Below are 19,391 nucleotides of genomic sequence, written 5' to 3' on the forward strand. Positions count from 1 at the left end.
ACGAGCTCGTCGCAGGGCCCGCAATGGACGTCCCCCACGGCGCCGACGCAAATTCGCCGGTGGCATCTTCGCCCCGCGTGAATGCGCACAGTTCAATTCGAAGATGCGACGCCGAGGCGTTCCCCAGGATCGGCCGACGCGCGAGCGGGGGCGCCTTCTGCGACCCTTCATCACGGTCGTCGAGCACGGCGCCGGGCCCCGTCTCGCGGCCGCGCGCTCGTCTCATCGTCACGCCGCAGGCCATCCCGCGCCGATCGCGCCTCCCGCGCCCGCGGACGGAGTCGTGAAGCGAACCGCGCACTGTCAGGGTGGCGCCGCGATGGCCGTCGACAGGCGCCGGGCGAGCGCCTGGGCCTCCCTTCGCCTGCGCCCCGCGCTTGACAAGGCCGAGCACGCGCGCTCTCATCGACACGTGATCGGGAAAGCGCTCGTCTTCACCCTCGTCCCGCTCGTCCTCGCCTCCGCGGGCACGATCCGCGAGAACGCGCTCCAATGGCTGCGGGTGAAGTCGAATGTCCATGGCTCGATCGTCGCGGACAATCAAAACACCGACGAATTCAGCCCGAACGTCTGGCAATATACGATCACGACGTCCTCGGAGTGCACCCTGGTCGTGACCCGGCTGGCGGGGAAGCTGTACACGCCGCGCGAGAACTGGCTGAAGAGCGAGATCATCGTCCCGCTCGGGAAGCTGTCGCCGCGCGACACGGCGCTCGTGCCGTTCATCTTGCCGCACAATTTCCAGTACGTTCACAACACCGAGGGGTGGTGCGTCCGGATCGAGAGCCCCAGCCAGGAGATCGTCGGGCGAATGGGCGAGAGCGAATGGAACAAGTACTCCGACGAGATCTGCTTCGGCAGCAAAGACATTGCGACGCGGAGCATCCCTGCATTGCAAGATGCAGCCCGCGCCTGCGGGGCGGTCGACCTCGCGGACAATTACTGAGAGCGACCGCGCCGTGAACAGCCCGCCGCCGCGCCGAGGCGTCCTAGACGGCCTTCAGCACGTCGCTGCACGTGATCGTCGCCCGCGCGGCCGGCATGCCCGGCCCCGCCCCGGGCTTCGCCGGGTGCCCTTCGTTCGTCGCGGACTCGCACTCGGTCAGGGTGCCTGAATGCGACGACACGCGCCCGAGGGCCGGGCCGCGGAACAGGTCGTACGATTCGCAGGCTCCGGCGCTGCAGGTCGCCGGCATCGGCCGCGTATCCGCCGCTCGGGCGGCGGCGTGCGGGACGACGTCGGGGGCTCGGCGCGGCTTCGGAAGCTCTTGGAAGGCGGAGGCCCTGCGGACCACGAGCGACTCGATCCGGCGCTCGGCGTTGGCGAACGAATACTTGTACGGCTCATTCCCGCGGAGAAAGTCGTAACGCACGAAGCCGAGCTCGATGGCGGCGCGGATCGAGTGGGCGTGGAGCAGCATGCCCGGAGAGGCGTCCTCGGCGGCGGGATCGCGGGCGCCGAGCTGGAACATCATCTCGCGCTTCTCGCGGTCCATCATGCAGGCGGCCCCGCCGATCGGCGTGTCGCCGCGCCAGAGGATCGGCAAGAACAAGGTATCGTTCGCCAGAGCGTCGGCCAGCTCCTCGCGCGAGCTGCTGAGGATCACCTCGAGGCGGTCGCCCTTGCGAGACGCCCATCGCTCGCGCCACATCCCCAGCAGGATCTCGATGTCACGCTTCAGCGTCGACGCGTCGGCGTGCGTGATCCGGAGCGTCGTGCCGTCGAGCGTTCGCATCAACCGGCGCAGCCGCTGGCGAGTGTTCGCGCTCAGCTGGGCGAGGTAGCCGTCCCAACTGTCGGGCAGATCGGCGTAGGGGCAGATCGCGTTGTCGACGCCCGACGACATCACCATCGGCTCGCGGGCGATGCCGAACCGGCGGGCCGCGAAGACGCTCAAGAGCCCGCGCATCCGCTGCGCGGACGCCCGGAGGCACTCGAGGCTCAACACCTGCCAGTCGAGCCCCAGGAGGTACGCCGCGAACGCGTGCCCGGCTCGCTCGTCGTGGCCGGGTTCACAGATGAAGCCGGTGTAGTCGGCCGCACCGCGGCCCGCCATCATCAGCTCGGTATGGGTGTGGCCGTGGCGGTCGGTCCGGGGCCGCGGCCGGATGGGGAAGAACGCGACCGGCGCGGCGTCGGCGGTGGGGCGGGCCACGAGCACGATCCAGCCGGGGCGACGCTCGAGGCGCTTCGACATCCACGGCCACGAGAGAAAGAACTGCCCCTCTGGATCGGCCGCATACACCCGCGTCCAGTCGGCCTGGAGCTCGTGGAGCGCAGAGAGGCTACGGACGACATCGACCTGCATGCGGATTTTTGTACGCCAACCTCCAAAACGTGCCACACAGCGGGGCTGCGTGAGAGGGTGCCGCGCACACACCCGAGACGGCACGGCCTCCCGGGAGGGACCACCGATTGCCGAAGAAGCCGACCTGTGATCGCCGCGACACCGCGGCCTCGGCGACCACGCTCGACGAGGGCGGTCGGCCTGTCGAGGCGCCGCGCCCCGTGCTGCAGCGCGGTGAACGAAATCGACCGTCCTTGGCGATGCCGCCATCACCGGTGACAGGCGAACACGCTCGACGCTCGGTCTGTCGCCGCGCCGCGCCCCGGGATGTCGAACATTGTGAACCAGGAGCTCGAAGGCCCTCGATTCGCCCCCGTCCTCGCGAGTGACGGACATCGCACCGGCGGCGGGCCGCGGAGGCGCCTGGGCATGAGCGACTATTACGAATCTCCAATCATGGGTGTCTCACGACGACGCGGCCGTATGCGCCGAGGAGATGGGCCATTACACCGAGCTGCTCCCCTGCCCCGCGGATCGACGAAGGCTCGCATGACCACCTCGACGAGGTGCCCGTGTGCGAGAAAACCAAGCTGCAGCCGAGCGTGTTCCATGGCTGGCAGCGGGCGCTGTTCGAGCGCCCGCCGCAGGTGTTCGTCGAATCCCGCGCGACGCCGGCGGAGACCGTGACGAGCAAGCACGCGAGGACTCGGCCCGGCGTGGTGGGGATCGGGCTCGCCCGCCGGCACCCGACGCCGCGGGCCGGCCTCAACCGGACGTTCGCAGCGCCGCCAGCGTGAGCTGCACCCGTCGCCGCAGCGCCGCCTGGGACGGCAGCGTGTGCGCGTCGCTCAGCGCGCCGATGCAGAAGGCCGCCAGCTCGGGCGGCGGGATGTCCTCGCGCACCAGCCCCTCCTCGATCGCGTCGACCAGCAGCGCTTGCAGGAGCGAGTTCAGCTGGATAAACCCGCGCGCCACCGCCTCGGTGTGCCGCATCCGGGCCACCAGCTCCGAGCCGTGCTCGGCGTGGGCCAGCCGCGCGTAGGTCTCCAGCACGCGCTCCAGCCGCTGCCAGCGCGTGCCCTGGCGCTCGCGCGCGGCCTCCAGCTCGGCCAGGTGGCTCGCCACGTCGCGCTCGTGGAGCGCCACCAGCACCGCGTCCAGCTCGCGGAAGTACTTGTAGAGCGTCGCTCGACCGATGCCCGCGCGCTCGGCGATGGCCAGCATCGTCGTCGCCCCCAGCCCCTGCTCGGCGATCAGCGCAGCCGTCGCGTCGAGGATCGCCGCGCGCATGTCACGCCGGTGCAGCGCGATCGTGTCCGTCCAGATCTTCGGCACTGGTAGATCCTACCCTTCCTTCGGTCTTGCCGAGTACGGCTGTTGCCCCGGAGGAAGGGCAGGACCCCCGTTCAAACCGTGCATGCGGATTTCCCGCACACGGCTTACCGGTGGACTTTCGGGCCGTTGCATTACGCTGCCTCCGGGTACTGCACGGTCCCCCGCAGACGATGGAGGCCGTGGTTGTGGAAGAAGTCGCGTGTCCAGACCTCGGCCTCCCCCGCGTGGAGATGTCGACCTTTGCTCTTCACCATGAAGGCGCGGAGTCGACTCCATACGTAGGTGTCGATCTGGTTGAACTTCGCGGCGGCGTTCCCGGTGAGGAAGTAGTTGGCCCAGCCGCGCAGCACCGGATTGATGTCGCGGATGATCACCCGCACATCTTTGACCCCGTGGCGGTTACGACCGGTCAGCTCCTTCACACGCTGTCGCACCCGCGTCAAGCTGCGCGTCGAAGGCCAGCGCTGGAGGAAGTACGCCCTGCGGCGTTCCTTCTCCCAGATCAGACCGGACATGCGCTTACGCAGGTGACAGCCGAGGAAGTCGAAGCCTTGCCGTCCCCGGCTCAGCTCGACGCGCCTCGTCTTCTCCGGATGCAGCTCGAGTCGAAGTCGACGCAGGATCTCGCGGACCCTGACCTCGGCCTCCTCGCACGCCTTCCTGGTCCTGCACAGGATCACGAAGTCATCGCAGTAGCGCACGAGCTCGCCCAGGTGGGCGTGCCGTCGCTGCCACAACTTGTCGAGGACGCCGAGGTAGATGTTCGACAGCAGCGGTGAGATGACCCCGCCCTGGGGTGTCCCCGAGAGCATCGCCGTCACCTCGCCGTCTTCCATCACGCCGGCTTCGAGCCATTGCCGCACCAGCTTGAGGACCCTTCGATCCGAGATCCGCATCTCGACGAGCTTCATCAGTCGCTCGTGATCGATGCTGCCGAAGTAGTCGCGGATGTCGGCGTCGAGCACATGGTTTCCACCTCGCGCTCCCAACACGCGCAGTCGCTCGAGCGCCTGCGTCGCGCTGCGCTTCGGCCGGAAGCCGTACGAGCACGGAAGGAAGTCCGCCTCGAATATCGGCTCCAGCACCAGCTTCGCCGCCATCTGCACCACTCGGTCCCGGACTGTCGGGATCCCCAGCGGCCGCTTCTTCCCGTCCGCCTTCGGGATGTACCGCCGCATGACCGCGCTCGGCCGGTACGTCCCCGCCTCGAGCTCTGCACCGATCGCTTCGAGGAAGCGATCGACGCCGAGCTCTTCCACCTCGGCCAGCGTCTGGGCATCGATGCCCGCTGACCCCCTGTTCTTCTTCACCCGCTTCCACGCCTCCTTCAGGACGTCACGCCTGAAGATGCGGTCGTACAGCGCATGGAAGCGTCTACCCGGATGCCGCTTGGCTGCGGCCCACAGTCGGCGTCGAAGTTCTCGCACTTTGTCACGCGGCCTGCGCCGCGCGGGGTTGTTGGGACCTGTCCTGCAGGCCATGCCCTCGCGCTTACCTTCTTCTCCGACACGACCACCCCAGGGGCCCTTCCCTCCGGCGGCGTTGTTCTGCGCCGCCATCGCCGGTACTACGACCCCCTCGGACTCCCGCTGCACAGCGCTCGACTTCGCCTTCGGCTTATACGAGCCACCTTGCCCCGACACGGACCGTGCAGACGGGCCTCTCCTGTTCCGCATCGCTCCTTGAACGCGTGCTGCGCCCCGTACCCCGGGAGGACCCATCGCGCTTTCTGTTCCGGACTCGTGCGCGGTGGACGTGGCCTTCGCCGCGAAGTGATCGGCTCGGCTCCCCCATTGTTTCTCTGACGAGGCTGCAGGCTTCACTTGATGTTGCGGCCCGCGTTCTTGCTCCCTCCGTAGAGGCTCTTGACGCCCCGCTCGGGCCACGAGGATCTCTCCTCGCGCCTGGGGCCTGCTACCGGGCGCTCCGGCGCTTACCCGGACGGGACTTTCACCCGCTGGAACGGTGCAGCATGACGCGGCCGACCCGCCCCCTCCGGGGTCCTGCTCGTCCGTGTCTTCAGGACGCACCACCGGCGCAGCATATCGCAGCCGCCGCCGGACGGTCCGGCATCTTCGTACACAGAGTGAATTTGACAGTAGACACTGTGTCTTGATAAACGATCGCCCGCGGCGCTCCGGGCCGCGAGGAGACCTCTTCATGCTCACGATCATGGCGTTCCTGGCCAAGCGGCCCGACCTCACGACCGAGGCGTTCATCGACCACTACGAGAACCACCACGTGCCGCTGATCTGCCGGCTGGTCGGACCGCCGCCGGTCTACCGCCGCAGCTACCTGCGCCGCGACCACGCGGTGCTGCCCGGCGCGGCGATCGGCTTCGACGTCGTCACCGAGCAGAAATTCGCCGACCGCGAAGCGCTGGACGCGTGGCTGGCCGCGGTGTCCCGGCCCGAGGTGGCCGCGCAGGTGCGCGCCGACGAGGAGCGCTTCCTCGACCACCGGCACTACTTCGCCTACGTCGTCGAGGAGCACGTCACGACCGGCACCTGACAAGGTCGACGGGGTCACGCTCGGGCTCGTCGAAGAAATGGCGGCGCAGGGGTTTCACGTCAACATCTCGAAACTCTGAACGCTGCGCCTCGGCGCGCTGACGGCCGCCACGAGCCCTCGCCCGGGGCGGCCGTTCGCCGTCCGCACCCGACCTAGGGTCCGCCTCCGCGTCGCGCCCGTCATGATTCGGGGGACAGGCGAGCGTCCCCTCGAATCCACGAAGACGACGCGACGACCGAGGCCGACGCGCCGCCGCGCCGCGGGAGCCCGCGTCACTGCAGGCGGATCAGGCGAATGTCCTCTTCGGCGACGTTCACCCACACGATCGCGTGAATTTCTGGGAAATACTCGAGCTTGGTCTCGGTGTTGCCATTCACCACTGCGGGGTAGTCACCCGCGATCTCGGCGCGCTCGAGCGTCCACGTGTTCTCGTCGATCCACGCCCACAGCATGCCCTCGCCGCTCGCCTCGAGGTTGGCCAGGTACTGGCCGGTCTCGGCCACGTGCGCGAGGGTCCTGCCGTCGAACCCCGACTGCGGATCGAACTCCAACGCCATCGCCGACGGGCCGTAGGTCAGCTCGTGGCCGACGATCTCGCGGGTGTCGAGGTCGGTCACCAGCATCGAGGCCGGGCGCCCGGCGTCGTATTGCAGGGTGTGCAGGGTCTGCCCGCGTTGATCCATCGCGTTGCTGAGCGCGGCCCACCCGCCGCTCGGGTAGCCGCCCTCCCAGCGGAAATCGGTGCCGCCGGCCAGCACCGACCAGGTCTGCGCGGCGTTGTAGTTCTGGGTGGCCGACATGTAATAGCGGCCCTCGGCGGCGTTCCACCACCCGTGCATGTTCTCGCCGGCGTAGCCGGTCTCACCGGAGTAATTCGCCGCGGCGTCGAAGGGGAACTTCGGCAGCGACCAGGTCGCGGTCTCGACGTCGTACTCCCAGTAGCGGCGGCAACCCATGAGGATCTTGCCCGCATTGCCGAGCTCGGGCACGAACACGGTCGAGCCGTAGGTGTGGCGCGAGGTCGGGGTGCGCGACGAGATGTCCGGGTTGTCGGGGTCGAAGAACTCGTCGCTGTACACGCCCTCGGGGTTCTCGGGGTTGTTCTCGTAGTACTCGACGGCCGGGTTGAAGTTGGTGAAGTTCGCGCTGTACGCCTCGGGCCACTTCGAGCTGTCGCTGGGCAGCCGCTCGATGCTCCACTTCATCGCCCGCAGGTCGAGCTTGTACACGCCGTCGTTCGACGAGCCGTCGTGGCCGCCGCCGACGGTGACCCAGCCGCGCTCGCTGCCCTTGCGCGTGTCCCAGGCCATGCCGACCCAGTCCGCGAGCACGCCGTGCCAGTCCTCGTTGCCGCGGTCGCTCCAGCCGGGGATCGCTGCCTTGACCTCGGCGTCGAGCGCGTCGAGCCGGGTTCCGACCACGCGCACCCAGCGATTCAGCGGCACTGTCTGCCACGAGACGCAGTTGACCCGGCCGTCGCCGTCGCGCCCCGGCGTCCACGCGTCGCCTTCGAGCACGCCGACGTCGTCGCCCATGCCCCAGGCGCTGTCGAGCTCGGCGTCGCAGTCGAAGCCCGGCGTGCCGGTGGTCCCGGTGGTCGTGTCGCCGCCGTCGGTGGTGCTCGTGGTCGGGACGCCGGTGGTGACGCTGCTCGCCGTCTCGCCGGCGCCGCCGGTCGGGTCGGTGCCCGCTGTCTCGCTGGCGCCGCCGGTCGTGTCGGTGCCCGACGTCGACGTGCTGCTGTCGGTCGCCGTGGTCGATCCGCCGCCGCCACCGCACGCAGCCACCAGGACCAAACTCCACACACCCATCCTCGTCCCTGTCGTCATGCCGGCGACTCTCCTCCAAGTGCACGCCGGTGGTGCGCGGCGTCGGCGTTGGCCTGCGCGGGGGCCTACGACCCCGCGCGTGCGCCTGCGCCAGGCTCTCGGTCGCGCGGGGCGGCGCATTCGTGGGAGTCCCGAGGGCGAAGGCGAACCCCGGTCCGAGACGCAATACGGCGCTCGTTCGTCGCTGTATTGTCGCTCGCTCGCGGACAATCGTTCGTCGGCGATCCACGGGGGCTGGTTCGAGCATTCGTCGCGAGCGTCACCCGGCGACGACGCATCATTTCGCGCCAGGGCGAGCGAGGAGAACAATCGAAGGAGTGCTCCGACGCTCACACTCGAGCTCGTCGAGCCGGTGGCTCCGCTCCGGCGATCCACGCACCCCGATCTCGCGCTCGCCGTGAGCGTGTCGTCGCGCCGGCAGATCGGCCGCACTCGACGGCGCGTCGCCGAAGCGACGCCGCGAAGGCTGCGGCGCGCCGTCGGCGATCCGCGGCATGAGTTGCGAGAGCTCGAGTCACGACGCGATCCGCGGTGCGGACGCGATCGCCGGGCGCCAGAGACCGGCCAGCGAAGGCGCGCGCAGCACCAGCGCTGCGGCCGCGGCCGCCGCGGCGAGGCCGAACACCCCGCTCACCCCCGCGTGCTCGAGCAGCAGGCCACCGAGCGCGGAGCCGGTCGCCATGCCGATGAACACCACGGTGAAGAAGGTCGCGTTGAGCCGGCTGCGGGCGGCGGGGTCGAGGCTGTAAACGAGGGTCTGGTGCGCGATCAGGGAGGCCTGCACGCCGAGGTCGAAGCCGACGGCCGCGAGCGCCACCAGCCACAGGCCAGCGGTGCGGCCGAGCAGCGGCAAGGCCAGCAAGGCGAGGAACGAGACCAGCACGAGCGCCGCGCCGCGCCGCGTCACGCCGTCGGGGCCGTGACGGTCGGACAGGCGCCCGGCCAGCGGTGCCGCCAGCGCCCCGGCCGCGCCGGCGAGGCCGAAAGCGCCGGCCGCGGTGCTGCCGAGGTGGAACGGCGCCGCGTGCAGCCACACCGCCAGGGTCGACCAGAAGGCGCTGAAGGCCACCGACAGCAGGCCCTGGGCGAACGCCGCGCGGCGCAGCGTGGGATGGCTGCGCCACAGGGTTCGTAGCGAACCGAGCAGCGCGGGGTACGGCAAGCGGGTCGTCGGCGCGAACCGGGGCAGCCGCCAGCGCAGCGCCAGGGCGACCAGCGAGAGCGCCGCCGCGGCCAGGGCGAACATCAGCCGCCAGCCGAGCTGCTCGGCCACCGCGCCGCTGACCACCCGCGACAGCAGGATGCCGAGGAGCAGCCCGGTCATCACCGAGCCGACGGCGCGACCGCGACGCGCGTCGGGAGCGAGCGTCGCGACCGCGGGCACGATGTCCTGCGCGGCGGTGGCGACCACGCCCACCGCGAGGCTGGCCGCCAGCAGCAGCGGCAGGTCGGGCGCGAGGCTGCTCGCCAGCAGCGCGGCCGCGAGGAGCAGGACCTTGACGACGATGACCCGCCGGCGGTCGAAGCGGTCGCCGAGCGGCGTCAGCAACAAGATGCCGAGCGCATAGCCGAGCTGCGTCAGCGTCGGCACCAGGCCCACCGCCGACGGCGTGGCGTCCAGAGTCTCGGCCAGCAGCGCCAGCATCGGCTGCGCGTAGTAGATCGAGGCCACGGTCAGGCCGGTGCTTGCGGCCATCAAGCCGAGCAGCGGGGCGGACAGGCGGTTGTCGGCGGGAGGATTCGCGAGCGCCGTGGGGTCGAGCGGGAGGTCGTGCATGCGAGGTCCTGCGGGGAGGATCGGTGTCGTCACTGTGCAGGACGGGCCCGGCGCGGTGTAGGCGCCCGCGCGACACAACTGTTATACGCTCGCCGCATGACCGCGGAGCCGACCTCGACCGACCGGATCGCGCTGATGCAGACGTTCGTGCGCATCGTCGAGGCCGGCAGCCTGTCGGCCGCGGCGGCCCAGCTGCAGACGACGCAGCCGACCATCAGCCGCCGCCTGCAGGCGCTCGAGCGCTTCTTCGGCGTGCAGCTGCTGCAGCGCTCGACGCACGCGATGAAGCTCACCGAGGACGGCGAGCGCTGCTACGAGCAGGCCAGGGCGCTGCTCGAGAGCTGGGCCGCGTTCGAGTCGCACCTGCGCGGGGCGAAGGACGAGGCCGAGGGCCTGCTGCGGGTGGTGGCGCCGCACGCGTTCGGCCAGCTGCAGCTGGTCGAGCCGCTGCTCCGGTTCCTGCAGCGGCACCCGCGGGTGGACGTCGAGTGGCTGCTGCGCGACGACTTCCGCGACCTCATCGGCGGCGGGGTCGATTGCGCGATCCAGGCCGGTGAGGTGCGCGACCCGTCGCTGGTGGCGCTGCGCTTGACGGAGATCCCGCGCATCGTGGTGGCCGCGCCGGCGCTGGTCGCCGCGGGCCCGCCGGCGGACGACCCCGCCGCCCTGGCCGAGCTCCCGTGGCTGGCGTTCAGCACGTTCTACCGCCGCGAAGTGGCGCTGACGCACCGCACCACCGGCGAGACCCGCCGCCTGCCGATCCGCCCGCGCCTGGCCACCGACAGCCTGTTCCCGCTGCGCCAGGCGGCGCTGGCCGGCACCGGCGCGGCCATCGTCTCGACCTGGCTGGTCGAGGAGGACCTCGCCGCCGGTCGACTGGTGCACCTCGTGCCTTCGTGGCGCGCCGTGCCGCTGCCGCTGTGGCTGGTGTACCCGTACGCGCAGTTCTACCCGGCGCGGCTGCGGCGCTTCGTCGAGGCGGTCAAGGAGTGGGCCGAGCAGCCGCGCTGATTCCCAATCATCGCAAGCGATCGACGGTCTCACGAATCTTCGAGGACGAATTCACTCTTGTCCCTCGGCCAATCCCGCCACGCGACGTCCGGCTCGTCGAGCGCCTGGCCGCGCTGGGCCAGGAACTCGCGCAACAGCTGAAAGAACGTCACGAGGTTGTTCTGACTGCCGTCCCCGGCCTCGATGTGGCCCGCCCAATCCAGGTCCGCAAGCCGCCCCTCGCTCCTCGCCCTCTCTGCGAGCCACGCCTCGAATTGCGGCAGGAGCGAATCCTCGCCGGCGCCGAAGGCAGGAGCCCCGAGATCGCGCCGACATGCGGCGATCCCTCAAGGCCTCGAGCTCGCGGAACTGCGACCCGGGCGAGGACCCCAACGCGAACAGCCCGCGCCCGCGCGATCCCGACGCCGAGCAGGCCCCGATTGAGTGAGTTCTTCGAGAAGAACCCGCGGGGCCGGCGGCCCGGACAGCCGATCGCCACGATCAGGGGGCGGGTGCCACGGGGGGCGCGGCCGGGATGCGCTTGAGCGTCACGACCTCACGCCCGTCGGCGGCGGGCTCCATCGTCGTCGGCCGCGGCTCGTTCGGATAGGTCAGGCTCAAGAACAACCGGTCGCCGTCCACGACGATGATGCCGACGCGATCCCACCCCTTCGCGTCGCTGGCCTGTCTGAGGTCGATGGCCTGCGGGCTGGTGCCGGGCGGCAGCGTGATGATCTTGGTCGTGGTATGCGCGATCGGCTGGCCGTGCATGTCGTTCCAATACTCCGTATAGACGAATCGATCGCCGTCAATGCTCACGGTCTGACCGACGAGGGCCGCGAACACGCCGCCGTCCTGATCTCGGACCGAAGACGAGAGCACCTTCCAGCTCCCCTGGATCCGCCGCTCGATCGGCGGCTCGGGGTCCCGCTCGGGCGGTGTGGCCGGCGCGGCCACCTCGGGCGGGGCCTCCGCGGTGGTCGGCGTGCAGCGCACCGCGAGCAGGGCGCTCGCCACGGACATCACGGCACGCACGAAGGTGTTCGACGGGGCGCTCGGCATCGCGGCGCCGAAGATAGCAGAGCGCCCGGCCTCTCGCAGGTCACTCTCAAAGGCGTGCGCATTCACGCCGAGCGAAGCTGCCACCGGTGGGCGCGGCCGTGGCCGATCGGGGACTCGCTTCGCCGCGGCGCGGTCGGATGAGGTCGGTCAGGCGACGTCGAACGAGTAGTTCAACCCGTAGCGGCTGTCCCACGCCGAGCAGCCGGTCTGGTCGGTGTTGTGGAACCACACCTCGACCCTGGTGGTGCTCGCCGGGATCGTGAACTCCGCGGGCCCGGTCGAGACCGCGGCGGACTGGACCTGCTCGTCGGGGTAGAAGCGAACATACGCGGCGATGCTCCACGCGGCCTGGCCGTAGCGCTCGGACCGGCAGCAGGTGAGTCGGCCGACGTCGTATTCGATGCGCAGCGTCCCGCCGGGCCGCAAAGGGCTGTCCTGCTCGTGCTTCCATTGGGGCAGGAATCTTACTGTGGTCATTAGCGTGGTTCCTCCGCGGGGACTTTACTCGCGCCGCGAGCACCCTGTCAACGCGGGGCGCCCGGCGTCATTCGACCGACCCGAAGGGCGCGCTCATGCGTCGATTCTCACTCGAATGCTCGACGCGCGACGAGGGACGTCAGAGTCCCTTCTCGCGCGGATGCCGTCGGCTCGGAAATGAAACGTGGAGGTCATGAGTCGCCTGTTTGCTCGACACGCGGTCCCGACGATTGCCCTCGGCCCGCGAGCGCGGCGCGGCCGATTCGGGCGCCCCGCTCGAGCGTCTCGGCGCCCGCGAGGACGGCGCGGCGCGCCGCGTCGCCGTCCGCATACCCCGACAGGAAGAAGTCCCAGGCCGCCGCATAGAAGGCCGCACACGCCGCGGCCAGCGCGTCCTCGCCGAGCGCCTCGAGGCGCCGCACCGCGCTCGAGCGGTTCCCGCCCCACGCCTCCGCGTACGGCACGCCCAGCGCGCTGAGGGCCCGATAGCTGGTCGGCGACACGCGCCACGACAGCTCGCGCAGGCGGCCCCACAAAAACTTCGCGGGCGTGTCCACCACCGCCCACGGCAACTTCGCAACGTATCCCTCGTGCTCGAGGAGCGAGGCGGCGTCGATGCGGCGGATGCTCTCGGCGTCCAGCGCGGTCGTCGTCGGATATGGCTCGCCGAGCAGCACGCGGACGGTGCTCGCCACCGACGGCACGTACCACGGCTGCTCCTTCAACCCGTTCAGCGCGAGCAGCTGCGGGCGCGGCACGTGGAGCGGCCCCGGGAAGCGCTCGAAGTACAACCTCTCGGCGCGCGCCTGCAGATCGAGCGCGCCGCGCAGGCCGCCGAGGCTCGCCTCGAGGCGCGCCGGGTCGTGCACGAGGACATGCAGGTCCACGTCGCTGAGCTCCGGCACGTAGTCCAGCGGGGCGTCCCACGGCTTCACCGCGGAGCCCTTGGCGTAGAGGCCGATGATCTGCTCGCGCGGCACGCGTTCGACGAGCGCGGCGACGTACGCGCTCGTCATGCCCTCGACCTCGGCGCGGACGCGGGCCGGATCGGGGTATGGGGCGTCCCAGGTCACGGCGTCACTGTACCGCGACCGCCCGACGCGTGTGGCCATTTCCCGGGCCGGGCGAGCTCGTCGCGGCGCGCTCTCGGGCATCGGTCTCCGCAAGGACATCCCGACCCGCCGTCCTGGCAGGTCGCCCCGCGAGCGCCGCGGAGGCGGGCCGCCGGCGCGCTCGCGCCGCGTCACGTCCTGTCCGAAGGGACATGTCGACTTCGGCCGGGACCTTTCAGCGCCCCGCAGGTCCGCGGAGCCGATCCGCCGGCTCGCGCCCTCGACGCGAGCGGCTCACGTCGCCGCGCTCTCGAGGCTGGCCATGTCGATGACGAAGCGGTAGCGCACGTCGTTCGCCAGCAGGCGCTCGTAGGCCGCGTCGATCTGCTGGATCGGGATGAGCTCGATGTCGGAGGCGATGCCGTGCGCGGCGCAGTAGTCGAGCATCTCCTGCGTCTCGATCATGCCGCCGATCGCCGAGCCGGCCAGGCGCTTGTTCCCCCAGATCAGCGACATGGCGGCCACGGGCGCCGGCTCCGGCGGCACGCCGACGAGCACCATCGTGCCGCCGATCCGCAGCGTCCCGAGGTACTTGTTGTAGTCGTGCGGAGCCGAGACGGTGTCGATGATGAGGTCGAAGCGGCCGGCGAGCCTGGTGAAGGTCGACTCGTCCTTCGTGACCGCGAAGGCGTGCGCGCCGAGCCGCCGCGCGTCGGCCTCCTTCGAGGGCGAGGTGCTGAGCAGCGTCACCTCGGCGCCCATCGACGCGGCCAGCTTGACCGCCATGTGACCGAGGCCGCCGAGGCCGACCACCGCCACGCGATCGCCCTGCTTGCAATTGTACTGGCGCAGCGGCGAGTACGTGGTGATGCCGGCGCACAGGAGCGGCGCCGCGGCGGCGGCGTCGAGGCCGGCCGGGATCTTGAGGGCGAAGCGCTCGGCGACCACGATCCGCTTCGAGTAGCCGCCGTAGGTGGGCGTCTTGCGGTCCATCTCGGTGCTGTTGTAGGTCAGCGCCGAGCCCTTCTCGCAGAACTCCTCGAGGTCGCGGCGGCACGCGTCGCACTCGCGGCACGAGTCGACGACGCAGCCGACGCCCGCGAGGTCGCCGACGGCGAGCTTCGTCACCTTCGCGCCGACGCGAGTGACCCGGCCGACGATCTCGTGGCCCGGCACCATCGGGAAGATGGCGCCGCCCCACTCGTCGCGCGCCTGATGCAGGTCGGAGTGGCAGACGCCGCAGTAGAGAATGTCGATGAGCACGTCGTGCGGGCCGGGCTCGCGCCGCTCGATCGTGAACGGGACCAGCGGCGCGTGCGCGTGGGCGGCCGCGTAGGCGGGGGTCTTCAGCATTGGTTTTTCCTCTCCTCGGGCGGCAAGACTAGGCGCCGGACCGCGGGCGGGGAACGAGTAGAATGCGAACACGCCATGTAGTAAATCTTCACAATGGCCTTCACCCCTCTGAACTCCCTGAACACCTTCCTCGCGGTGGCGCGGCGCCGGAGCTTCGCCGCCGCCGCGACGGAGCTCGGGATCTCGCCGTCGGCGCTGAGCCAGTCGGTGCGCCAGCTCGAGGAGCGGCTCGGGGTGGCGCTGCTGTCGCGGACCACGCGGAGCGTCGCGCTCACCGACGCGGGCCGGCGGCTGTTCGAGCAGGCGGGGCCGGGGGTCGAACAGGCGCTCGAGGCGCTCAAGTCGGCGTCGGCCCAGGCGGACGAGGTCACGGGCAAGGTGCGCCTCACTGTGCCCGCCATGGCCGTGCCGTTCGTGATCACGCCGGTGTTGCCGCGGTTCGTCGCCAGCTATCCGAAGGTCGAGGTGGAGGTCCAGGTCGAGGACCTGCGGCGCGACATCGTCGCCGAGGGCTTCGACGCCGGCGTCCGCCTCGAGGAGTACATCGAGCGCGACATGGTCCAGGTCCGCCTGACCCAGGCCTCGCGCTTCGTCGTCGCCGGCGCACCGTCCTACCTCAAGCGGCGGGGCACCCCGGAGGCCCCGAAGGACCTGCTCGCGCACGACTGCATCACCTGCCGCTCGGCCACCACCCAGGCGCTCTACGCCTGGGAGCTCGAGCGGGGCAAGAAGAGCTGGCGGATCCCCGTGCACGGCAACGTCATCACCAACGACGAGGGCCTGATGGTCGCCATGGCCGAGGCGGGCCTCGGCCTCATCTACGCGTTCGAGCCGTCGGTCCAGCCGCTGCTGAAGCGCGGCAGCCTGCGCCTGGTCCTCGAGCCCTACGCCGCCGCGGTGCCCGGGCTGTTCCTCTACTTCCCCAATCGCGCGCAGGTCTCCCCTGCCCTCCGCGCCTTCATCGACACTGCCCGCGAGGTGACCGCCTCGCTCCGCACGCGGGCGCCGAAGTCCCAAGATTGAAGCGCCACCACCGCCCGGCGCAAATCACCGGATCACGAGCACGTCGATGCGCACCCACACCGGCTGCTGCGAGGTAATCTCGAGCCAGACCTCGATCTGCCCCTGCACCGGGGCGACGTTGTAGATCGCCGTACGTACGGGGCTCAGCACGACCGGCTCGCCGTTCTCACCCGAGAGCTGGCAGATCGTCGCAAACACCGCGTCGCTCGGACGGATGTGCTGGTAGGTCAGACGCAGAGGGATGATGATGCCGTTCTGCATCAACGAGAACGACACCTTGTAGGCCCGCGCGGACCGCCTCGCCTCCGGCGGCAGCGGCTCGCCCGACAGCGTGCGCACCGAGCCCGGTATCAGGGTCGGGGCAATCGTCTTGGTGATAGGATTGTCATGGGCCTCGGACATGACATTCAGCATTGGGCGGGGCCCGGCGATTTCAATCGATTCGGGTCACGTTACCGCCGGCCGCACAACTCGAGGGCGCGGCCGCCCTCGTCCCGCCGCACCGCCCGCCTCGATCGACGGCGGCCCCCTGGCCCGTGCTCACGCCGCCGGTAGGCGCGAACCGATGAACTCGGCGGCGTTGACGGCGGCCGGGTGCCCGCGGTTGCACAGGACCACCGTCGCGTAGTCGCGATAGACCGCCAGGTCGCCGTTGACGCCCGGGGCGCTGCCGCCGTGCCCGTAGTAGGTCTCGCCGTTGCGGGTCCGCACCGCCAGGCCGAGGCCCCAGTGCGACGTGCCTGCCACCACCCGCGGCGTCGTCATCGCCGCGAGGGTCGGCGCGCCGACCAGAGCGCCGCTGCGCAGGGCGACGACGAAGGCGTGCAGGTCCTCGACGGTCGAGTAGCCGCCGCCGGCCGGCAGCCCCGCGTAGGGCTTCAGCGCCTTGCGCCCGGTCGCCCCCGCGCCGGTGTACGGAATGGCGGTCGGGCGCGAGGAGGCGAACGACTGCGAGGTCGACTCCATCTTCGCCGGCCCGAAGATCCGCTCCTGGAAGACCACCTCGTAGGGCTCGCCCGTCACTCGCTCGAGGATCGCCCCCAGCAGGACGAAGCCGTAGTTGCTGTAGCCCCAGCGCGACCCCGGCGCGAACGCGGGCTCACGCGCGCCGTAGAAGCGCACCAGCTCGGCGATGGTCGTCAGCTGGTCGGCGTTGGCGTCGTACTGCGGGCCGAAGATGTCGCCAGTGCCGCCCGTGTGGGTCAGCAGCTGCTCCACGGTCACGCGCTCGGCCAGGGCCCTGTTGGCGTAGTCGGGCAGGTGCGTGGCCAGCGTGTCGGCGAGGCCGAGGCGACCCTGCTCCACCAGCTGCATGACCGCCACCGCGGTGAACATCTTGCCCATCGAGCCGACGCAGAACCGCGTCGACGGCGTGACGCGGAGCGCCTGCTCGTCGTCCGCCGAGCCATGGCCGACGCGGACCAGCACCTGCTCGCCGCGCGCGATCGACACCGCGCCGTTGAAGCGACCGCCCCGGGCCTCGTCGCGGAGCTTCGTCTCCACCGCGGCGAGGGCCGCACGCTCGTCCAGCCGCGCGATCGTCCCCTCGGCCGGAGCGCCGGCGAAGGCGATGTCGTCCAGCCGGTCCGGGCCCGAGGCCGTCAACACCACCTTCGAGCGCCGGTCCCACGCGCGATCTTTCACGAAGGCCGTGATCTCCTGCGGACCCGTGACCTGCGAGGACACGAGCTCGAACCCGCCGGTGACCTCGCGGACCGACAGGTCGTCGTCGATGTACGGCCGCACCGTCGGCGCGAGCGCCTCGACGAACCGCTCGTAGACGCCGAGGTCCGGATCGTTGAACGCCGCCAGCCAGCGCTCCAGCCAGGACTGGAGCACGTTCGGAGGTTCGACGGGCGGGCCCTTCGCCGGCGCGGAGCGACGCGCCCGGCAACCGCCGAGGACCGCTCCAGTCACCAGCCAGCCGGCGCCTGCACCCACGGAGACGAGAAGGTCGCGCCTGTTCATGGCCGGGGCGCATCATAACTTCGCAGGCCTCGCGGGTGAGGAGAACCCGTTCGACGGCGCAGGGAGCGGCCCTCACGAGCTTTCGCTGGGGGTCCTCCGGAGGATGCGACCTCGCGGCCGGAGATCTCGCATGACTTGCGAGACACGAAGAGATGCCTCGCCGCCGCTCGTCGCCCGGGAATGCGACGACGCTTCAGGCGCGGCGTGCCGCGACCCGACGCAGCCGCGGCGGCCACGGGGCGGCCCGCGCCGCGGTCATCAGTACCCGCGCCAGGCGACCGCGCGGCGGCAGCGGCTGCACCAGCGCCCGCGGCCGGCCCTCGCGGGCCCACACCGCCTCGGCCGCGCCCCAGCCCGAGGCCGCGGCGCTCTCCATCGACGACGGCAGGCCGGTGCGCGTCCAGTCGCCGGCGAGCAGCAGCCCGTCGATGGCGGTGAGCGTCGACGGTCGGCGGGCCTCGAAGCCGGGCAGCGGGGCCTGCACTGCCAGCGGGATCCGGTGGACCGCCGCGTGGCGCAGCCTCGCAGTCCGCGCCGCCGGCAGGTTCTCCGCCAGCTCGCGCCGCGTCCGCTCGACGATCGCCGAATCGCTCCAGTCGGCCACCCGATCGGCGTCGATGATGTTGCTGCCGATCAAGGACGGCCGGCCGGTCCAGCCGAAATAGATGTTGGCGTAATCATAAAAGTCGCAATTGAGATCGTCGGGTGCATAGGCCCGGGCCCAGAATTGCCGGGCGGTGATTCGCCGGTCGAACCACAAATACACGCTGACGTACGCCACCGCCGAGAACCATCGCAGCGCGGCGAACTCCGCCCGGCCCTGCCACGATTCGGGCAGCAGCGCCGCGAGGTCGCGCGGCGGCAGCGTGCTGACGACGTGGCGCGCGCGGAGGATCCGGCCGTCGGCGAGGCGGACCCCGGTCGCGCGCGCGTCGGTCCCGAGGATCTCCGCCGCCGCGGTGTTCGTCCACACCGGGTGGCCCGCCGATTCGACGGCGGCCCGGGCTGCGGGCGCGAACAGGTCGCCCAGCCCGACGCCGGGGAAGCCGACCCGCACCGCGTCGCGGGTGATCGCGTGATGGAAGGCGCGGAACAACGAGCCGGCCGAGCAGCGCCCCAGCGGCGTGTTCAGGATCGACATCGCCGCGAACTGCCAGTAGCGGCGCTGCATCGCCGGCCGCACGCCGAGGGCGGTCAGCGCCGCGCGGCCGTCGAGGCCGTCGAGGCGGAGCACGTCCTGCTCGTCGATGCCGAGCGCCACCCGGGCCGGCGCGCCGTTCGAGGCCAGGTCGAGCAGCCCGAGCGACGGATCGGCGCGCAGGCTCGCCAGCAGCTGCACCGGCGGCGGCAACCACGAGCGGCGCAGGTCGATCGCCCGCTCGCCGTCGAACATGGTGTAGAGCAGCGACTCGGGCTCCCACACCACGCGGTCCGCCGTGCCCAGGCGTTCGAGGAGGCGGAAGAAGTTCGCATAACAATCGGTGACGATGTGCGGCCCGATGTGCACCGGGTCGCCGGTGATCGGGTCGGTCCAGCTGCGCGCGCGGCCGCCGAGCAGGTCGTCGCGCTCGACGACGGCGAGGCGCAGACCGGCGTCGAGCAGGCCGACCGCGCAGGTCAAGCCGGCGATACCGCCGCCGAGGATCACCACATCGAACTCGAGCGGCGCGTGCACCGGCGCCAAGCGTCGCACCGCGCCCCGCGCCCGTCAAACCGCGCCGCCCGG

18 protein-coding genes are annotated in these 19,391 nt (G+C 70.9%); 5 read left to right on the forward strand and 13 right to left on the reverse strand.

The genetic code is table 11. The annotated features are described in order from the left end of the window. Positions 1–103: 103 nt before the first annotated feature. Entirely contained in the window at positions 104–946 is an 843-nt protein-coding gene (locus O0S08_RS34320; protein ID WP_269033655.1) for a hypothetical protein, read from the forward strand. A 43-nt stretch (positions 947–989) separates the two neighbouring features. On the opposite strand, the gene O0S08_RS34325 is transcribed toward O0S08_RS34320, so the two are convergent. Then, positions 990–2,309 carry a GNAT family N-acetyltransferase gene (locus O0S08_RS34325; RefSeq protein ID WP_269033656.1) on the reverse strand — a complete coding sequence of 440 codons (1,320 nt, stop codon included), beginning with the start codon at positions 2,307–2,309 and terminating at the stop codon, positions 990–992. A 551-nt stretch (positions 2,310–2,860) separates the two neighbouring features. Here O0S08_RS34325 and O0S08_RS34330 point away from each other — a divergent pair. After that, positions 2,861–3,085, forward strand: coding sequence for a hypothetical protein (locus O0S08_RS34330; protein WP_269033657.1), 225 nt, complete (start codon positions 2,861–2,863; stop codon positions 3,083–3,085). On the opposite strand, the gene O0S08_RS34335 is transcribed toward O0S08_RS34330, so the two are convergent. After that, complete coding sequence (locus O0S08_RS34335; RefSeq protein ID WP_269033658.1) at positions 3,054–3,623, reverse strand: TetR/AcrR family transcriptional regulator; 570 nt, start codon at positions 3,621–3,623, stop codon at positions 3,054–3,056. The two genes, O0S08_RS34330 and O0S08_RS34335, sit on opposite strands and share 32 nt — an antisense overlap. A 131-nt stretch (positions 3,624–3,754) precedes the next feature. Further along, the gene (ltrA, locus tag O0S08_RS34340; RefSeq protein ID WP_269033659.1) at positions 3,755–5,182 is read right to left on the reverse strand and encodes a group II intron reverse transcriptase/maturase; all 1,428 of its coding nucleotides are present in this window, start codon (positions 5,180–5,182) and stop codon (positions 3,755–3,757) included. Between the two features lie 601 nt (positions 5,183–5,783). Here ltrA and O0S08_RS34345 point away from each other — a divergent pair. Continuing rightward, on the forward strand, positions 5,784–6,134 hold the full coding sequence (locus tag O0S08_RS34345) for an EthD domain-containing protein (RefSeq protein ID WP_269033660.1): 351 nt from the start codon (positions 5,784–5,786) through the stop codon (positions 6,132–6,134). A 272-nt stretch (positions 6,135–6,406) separates the two neighbouring features. Here the strand turns inward: O0S08_RS34345 and O0S08_RS34350 are convergent, their stop codons facing one another. Continuing rightward, positions 6,407–7,921 (reverse strand): hypothetical protein, encoded by a 1,515-nt coding sequence (locus O0S08_RS34350; RefSeq protein ID WP_269033661.1) that lies wholly within the window; start codon positions 7,919–7,921, stop codon positions 6,407–6,409. A 556-nt stretch (positions 7,922–8,477) separates the two neighbouring features. Further along, positions 8,478–9,740, reverse strand: coding sequence for an MFS transporter (locus O0S08_RS34355; protein WP_269033662.1), 1,263 nt, complete (start codon positions 9,738–9,740; stop codon positions 8,478–8,480). A 96-nt stretch (positions 9,741–9,836) separates the two neighbouring features. Between O0S08_RS34355 and O0S08_RS34360 the strand changes: the two genes are divergently transcribed. After that, on the forward strand, positions 9,837–10,751 hold the full coding sequence (locus O0S08_RS34360) for a LysR family transcriptional regulator (RefSeq protein ID WP_269033663.1): 915 nt from the start codon (positions 9,837–9,839) through the stop codon (positions 10,749–10,751). A 29-nt stretch (positions 10,752–10,780) separates the two neighbouring features. On the opposite strand, the gene O0S08_RS34365 is transcribed toward O0S08_RS34360, so the two are convergent. From O0S08_RS34365 to O0S08_RS34385, 5 genes are all read right to left on the reverse strand, one after another. Next, entirely contained in the window at positions 10,781–10,903 is a 123-nt protein-coding gene (locus tag O0S08_RS34365; RefSeq protein ID WP_269033664.1) for a hypothetical protein, read from the reverse strand. A 328-nt stretch (positions 10,904–11,231) separates the two neighbouring features. Further along, positions 11,232–11,858, reverse strand: a complete 627-nt coding sequence (locus O0S08_RS34370; RefSeq protein ID WP_269033665.1) for a hypothetical protein — start codon at positions 11,856–11,858, stop codon at positions 11,232–11,234. An 81-nt stretch (positions 11,859–11,939) separates the two neighbouring features. Then, complete coding sequence (locus O0S08_RS34375) at positions 11,940–12,269, reverse strand: DUF6209 family protein (protein WP_269033666.1); 330 nt, start codon at positions 12,267–12,269, stop codon at positions 11,940–11,942. Between the two features lie 191 nt (positions 12,270–12,460). Next, positions 12,461–13,342 carry a hypothetical protein gene (locus O0S08_RS34380; RefSeq protein WP_269033667.1) on the reverse strand — a complete coding sequence of 294 codons (882 nt, stop codon included), beginning with the start codon at positions 13,340–13,342 and terminating at the stop codon, positions 12,461–12,463. Positions 13,343–13,615: 273 nt separating this feature from the next. Then, positions 13,616–14,674, reverse strand: coding sequence for an NAD(P)-dependent alcohol dehydrogenase (locus tag O0S08_RS34385; protein ID WP_269033668.1), 1,059 nt, complete (start codon positions 14,672–14,674; stop codon positions 13,616–13,618). Between the two features lie 93 nt (positions 14,675–14,767). Between O0S08_RS34385 and O0S08_RS34390 the strand changes: the two genes are divergently transcribed. Continuing rightward, the gene (locus O0S08_RS34390; protein ID WP_269033669.1) at positions 14,768–15,697 is read left to right on the forward strand and encodes a LysR family transcriptional regulator; all 930 of its coding nucleotides are present in this window, start codon (positions 14,768–14,770) and stop codon (positions 15,695–15,697) included. A 24-nt stretch (positions 15,698–15,721) separates the two neighbouring features. Here O0S08_RS34390 and O0S08_RS34395 read toward each other — a convergent pair whose 3' ends face one another. The 3 genes from O0S08_RS34395 to O0S08_RS34405 form a co-directional block, all read right to left on the reverse strand. Further along, complete coding sequence (locus O0S08_RS34395; protein WP_269033670.1) at positions 15,722–16,099, reverse strand: hypothetical protein; 378 nt, start codon at positions 16,097–16,099, stop codon at positions 15,722–15,724. Between the two features lie 138 nt (positions 16,100–16,237). Then, complete coding sequence (locus O0S08_RS34400; RefSeq protein WP_269033671.1) at positions 16,238–17,536, reverse strand: serine hydrolase domain-containing protein; 1,299 nt, start codon at positions 17,534–17,536, stop codon at positions 16,238–16,240. A 322-nt stretch (positions 17,537–17,858) separates the two neighbouring features. Next, on the reverse strand, positions 17,859–19,340 hold the full coding sequence (locus tag O0S08_RS34405) for a hydroxysqualene dehydroxylase (protein WP_269033672.1): 1,482 nt from the start codon (positions 19,338–19,340) through the stop codon (positions 17,859–17,861). Positions 19,341–19,391: the final 51 nt, after the last annotated feature.

The sequence above is a fragment of the Nannocystis punicea genome (genome assembly GCF_026965555.1).
Lineage (GTDB): Bacteria > Myxococcota_A > Polyangia > Nannocystales > Nannocystaceae > Nannocystis > Nannocystis punicea.

Excerpts from the sequence above, each read along its gene's own strand:
- O0S08_RS34320 (WP_269033655.1), top strand. The coding sequence starts at position 104 with ATGCGACGCCGAGGCGTTCCCCAGGATCGGCCGACGCGCGAGCGGGGG.
- O0S08_RS34325 (WP_269033656.1), bottom strand. The coding sequence starts at position 2,309 with ATGCAGGTCGATGTCGTCCGTAGCCTCTCTGCGCTCCACGAGCTCCAG.
- ltrA (WP_269033659.1), bottom strand. The coding sequence starts at position 5,182 with ATGGCGGCGCAGAACAACGCCGCCGGAGGGAAGGGCCCCTGGGGTGGT.
- O0S08_RS34345 (WP_269033660.1), top strand. The coding sequence starts at position 5,784 with ATGCTCACGATCATGGCGTTCCTGGCCAAGCGGCCCGACCTCACGACC.
- O0S08_RS34355 (WP_269033662.1), bottom strand. The coding sequence starts at position 9,740 with ATGCACGACCTCCCGCTCGACCCCACGGCGCTCGCGAATCCTCCCGCC.
- O0S08_RS34360 (WP_269033663.1), top strand. The coding sequence starts at position 9,837 with ATGACCGCGGAGCCGACCTCGACCGACCGGATCGCGCTGATGCAGACG.
- O0S08_RS34375 (WP_269033666.1), bottom strand. The coding sequence starts at position 12,269 with ATGACCACAGTAAGATTCCTGCCCCAATGGAAGCACGAGCAGGACAGC.
- O0S08_RS34385 (WP_269033668.1), bottom strand. The coding sequence starts at position 14,674 with ATGCTGAAGACCCCCGCCTACGCGGCCGCCCACGCGCACGCGCCGCTG.
- O0S08_RS34390 (WP_269033669.1), top strand. The coding sequence starts at position 14,768 with ATGGCCTTCACCCCTCTGAACTCCCTGAACACCTTCCTCGCGGTGGCG.
- O0S08_RS34395 (WP_269033670.1), bottom strand. The coding sequence starts at position 16,099 with ATGTCCGAGGCCCATGACAATCCTATCACCAAGACGATTGCCCCGACC.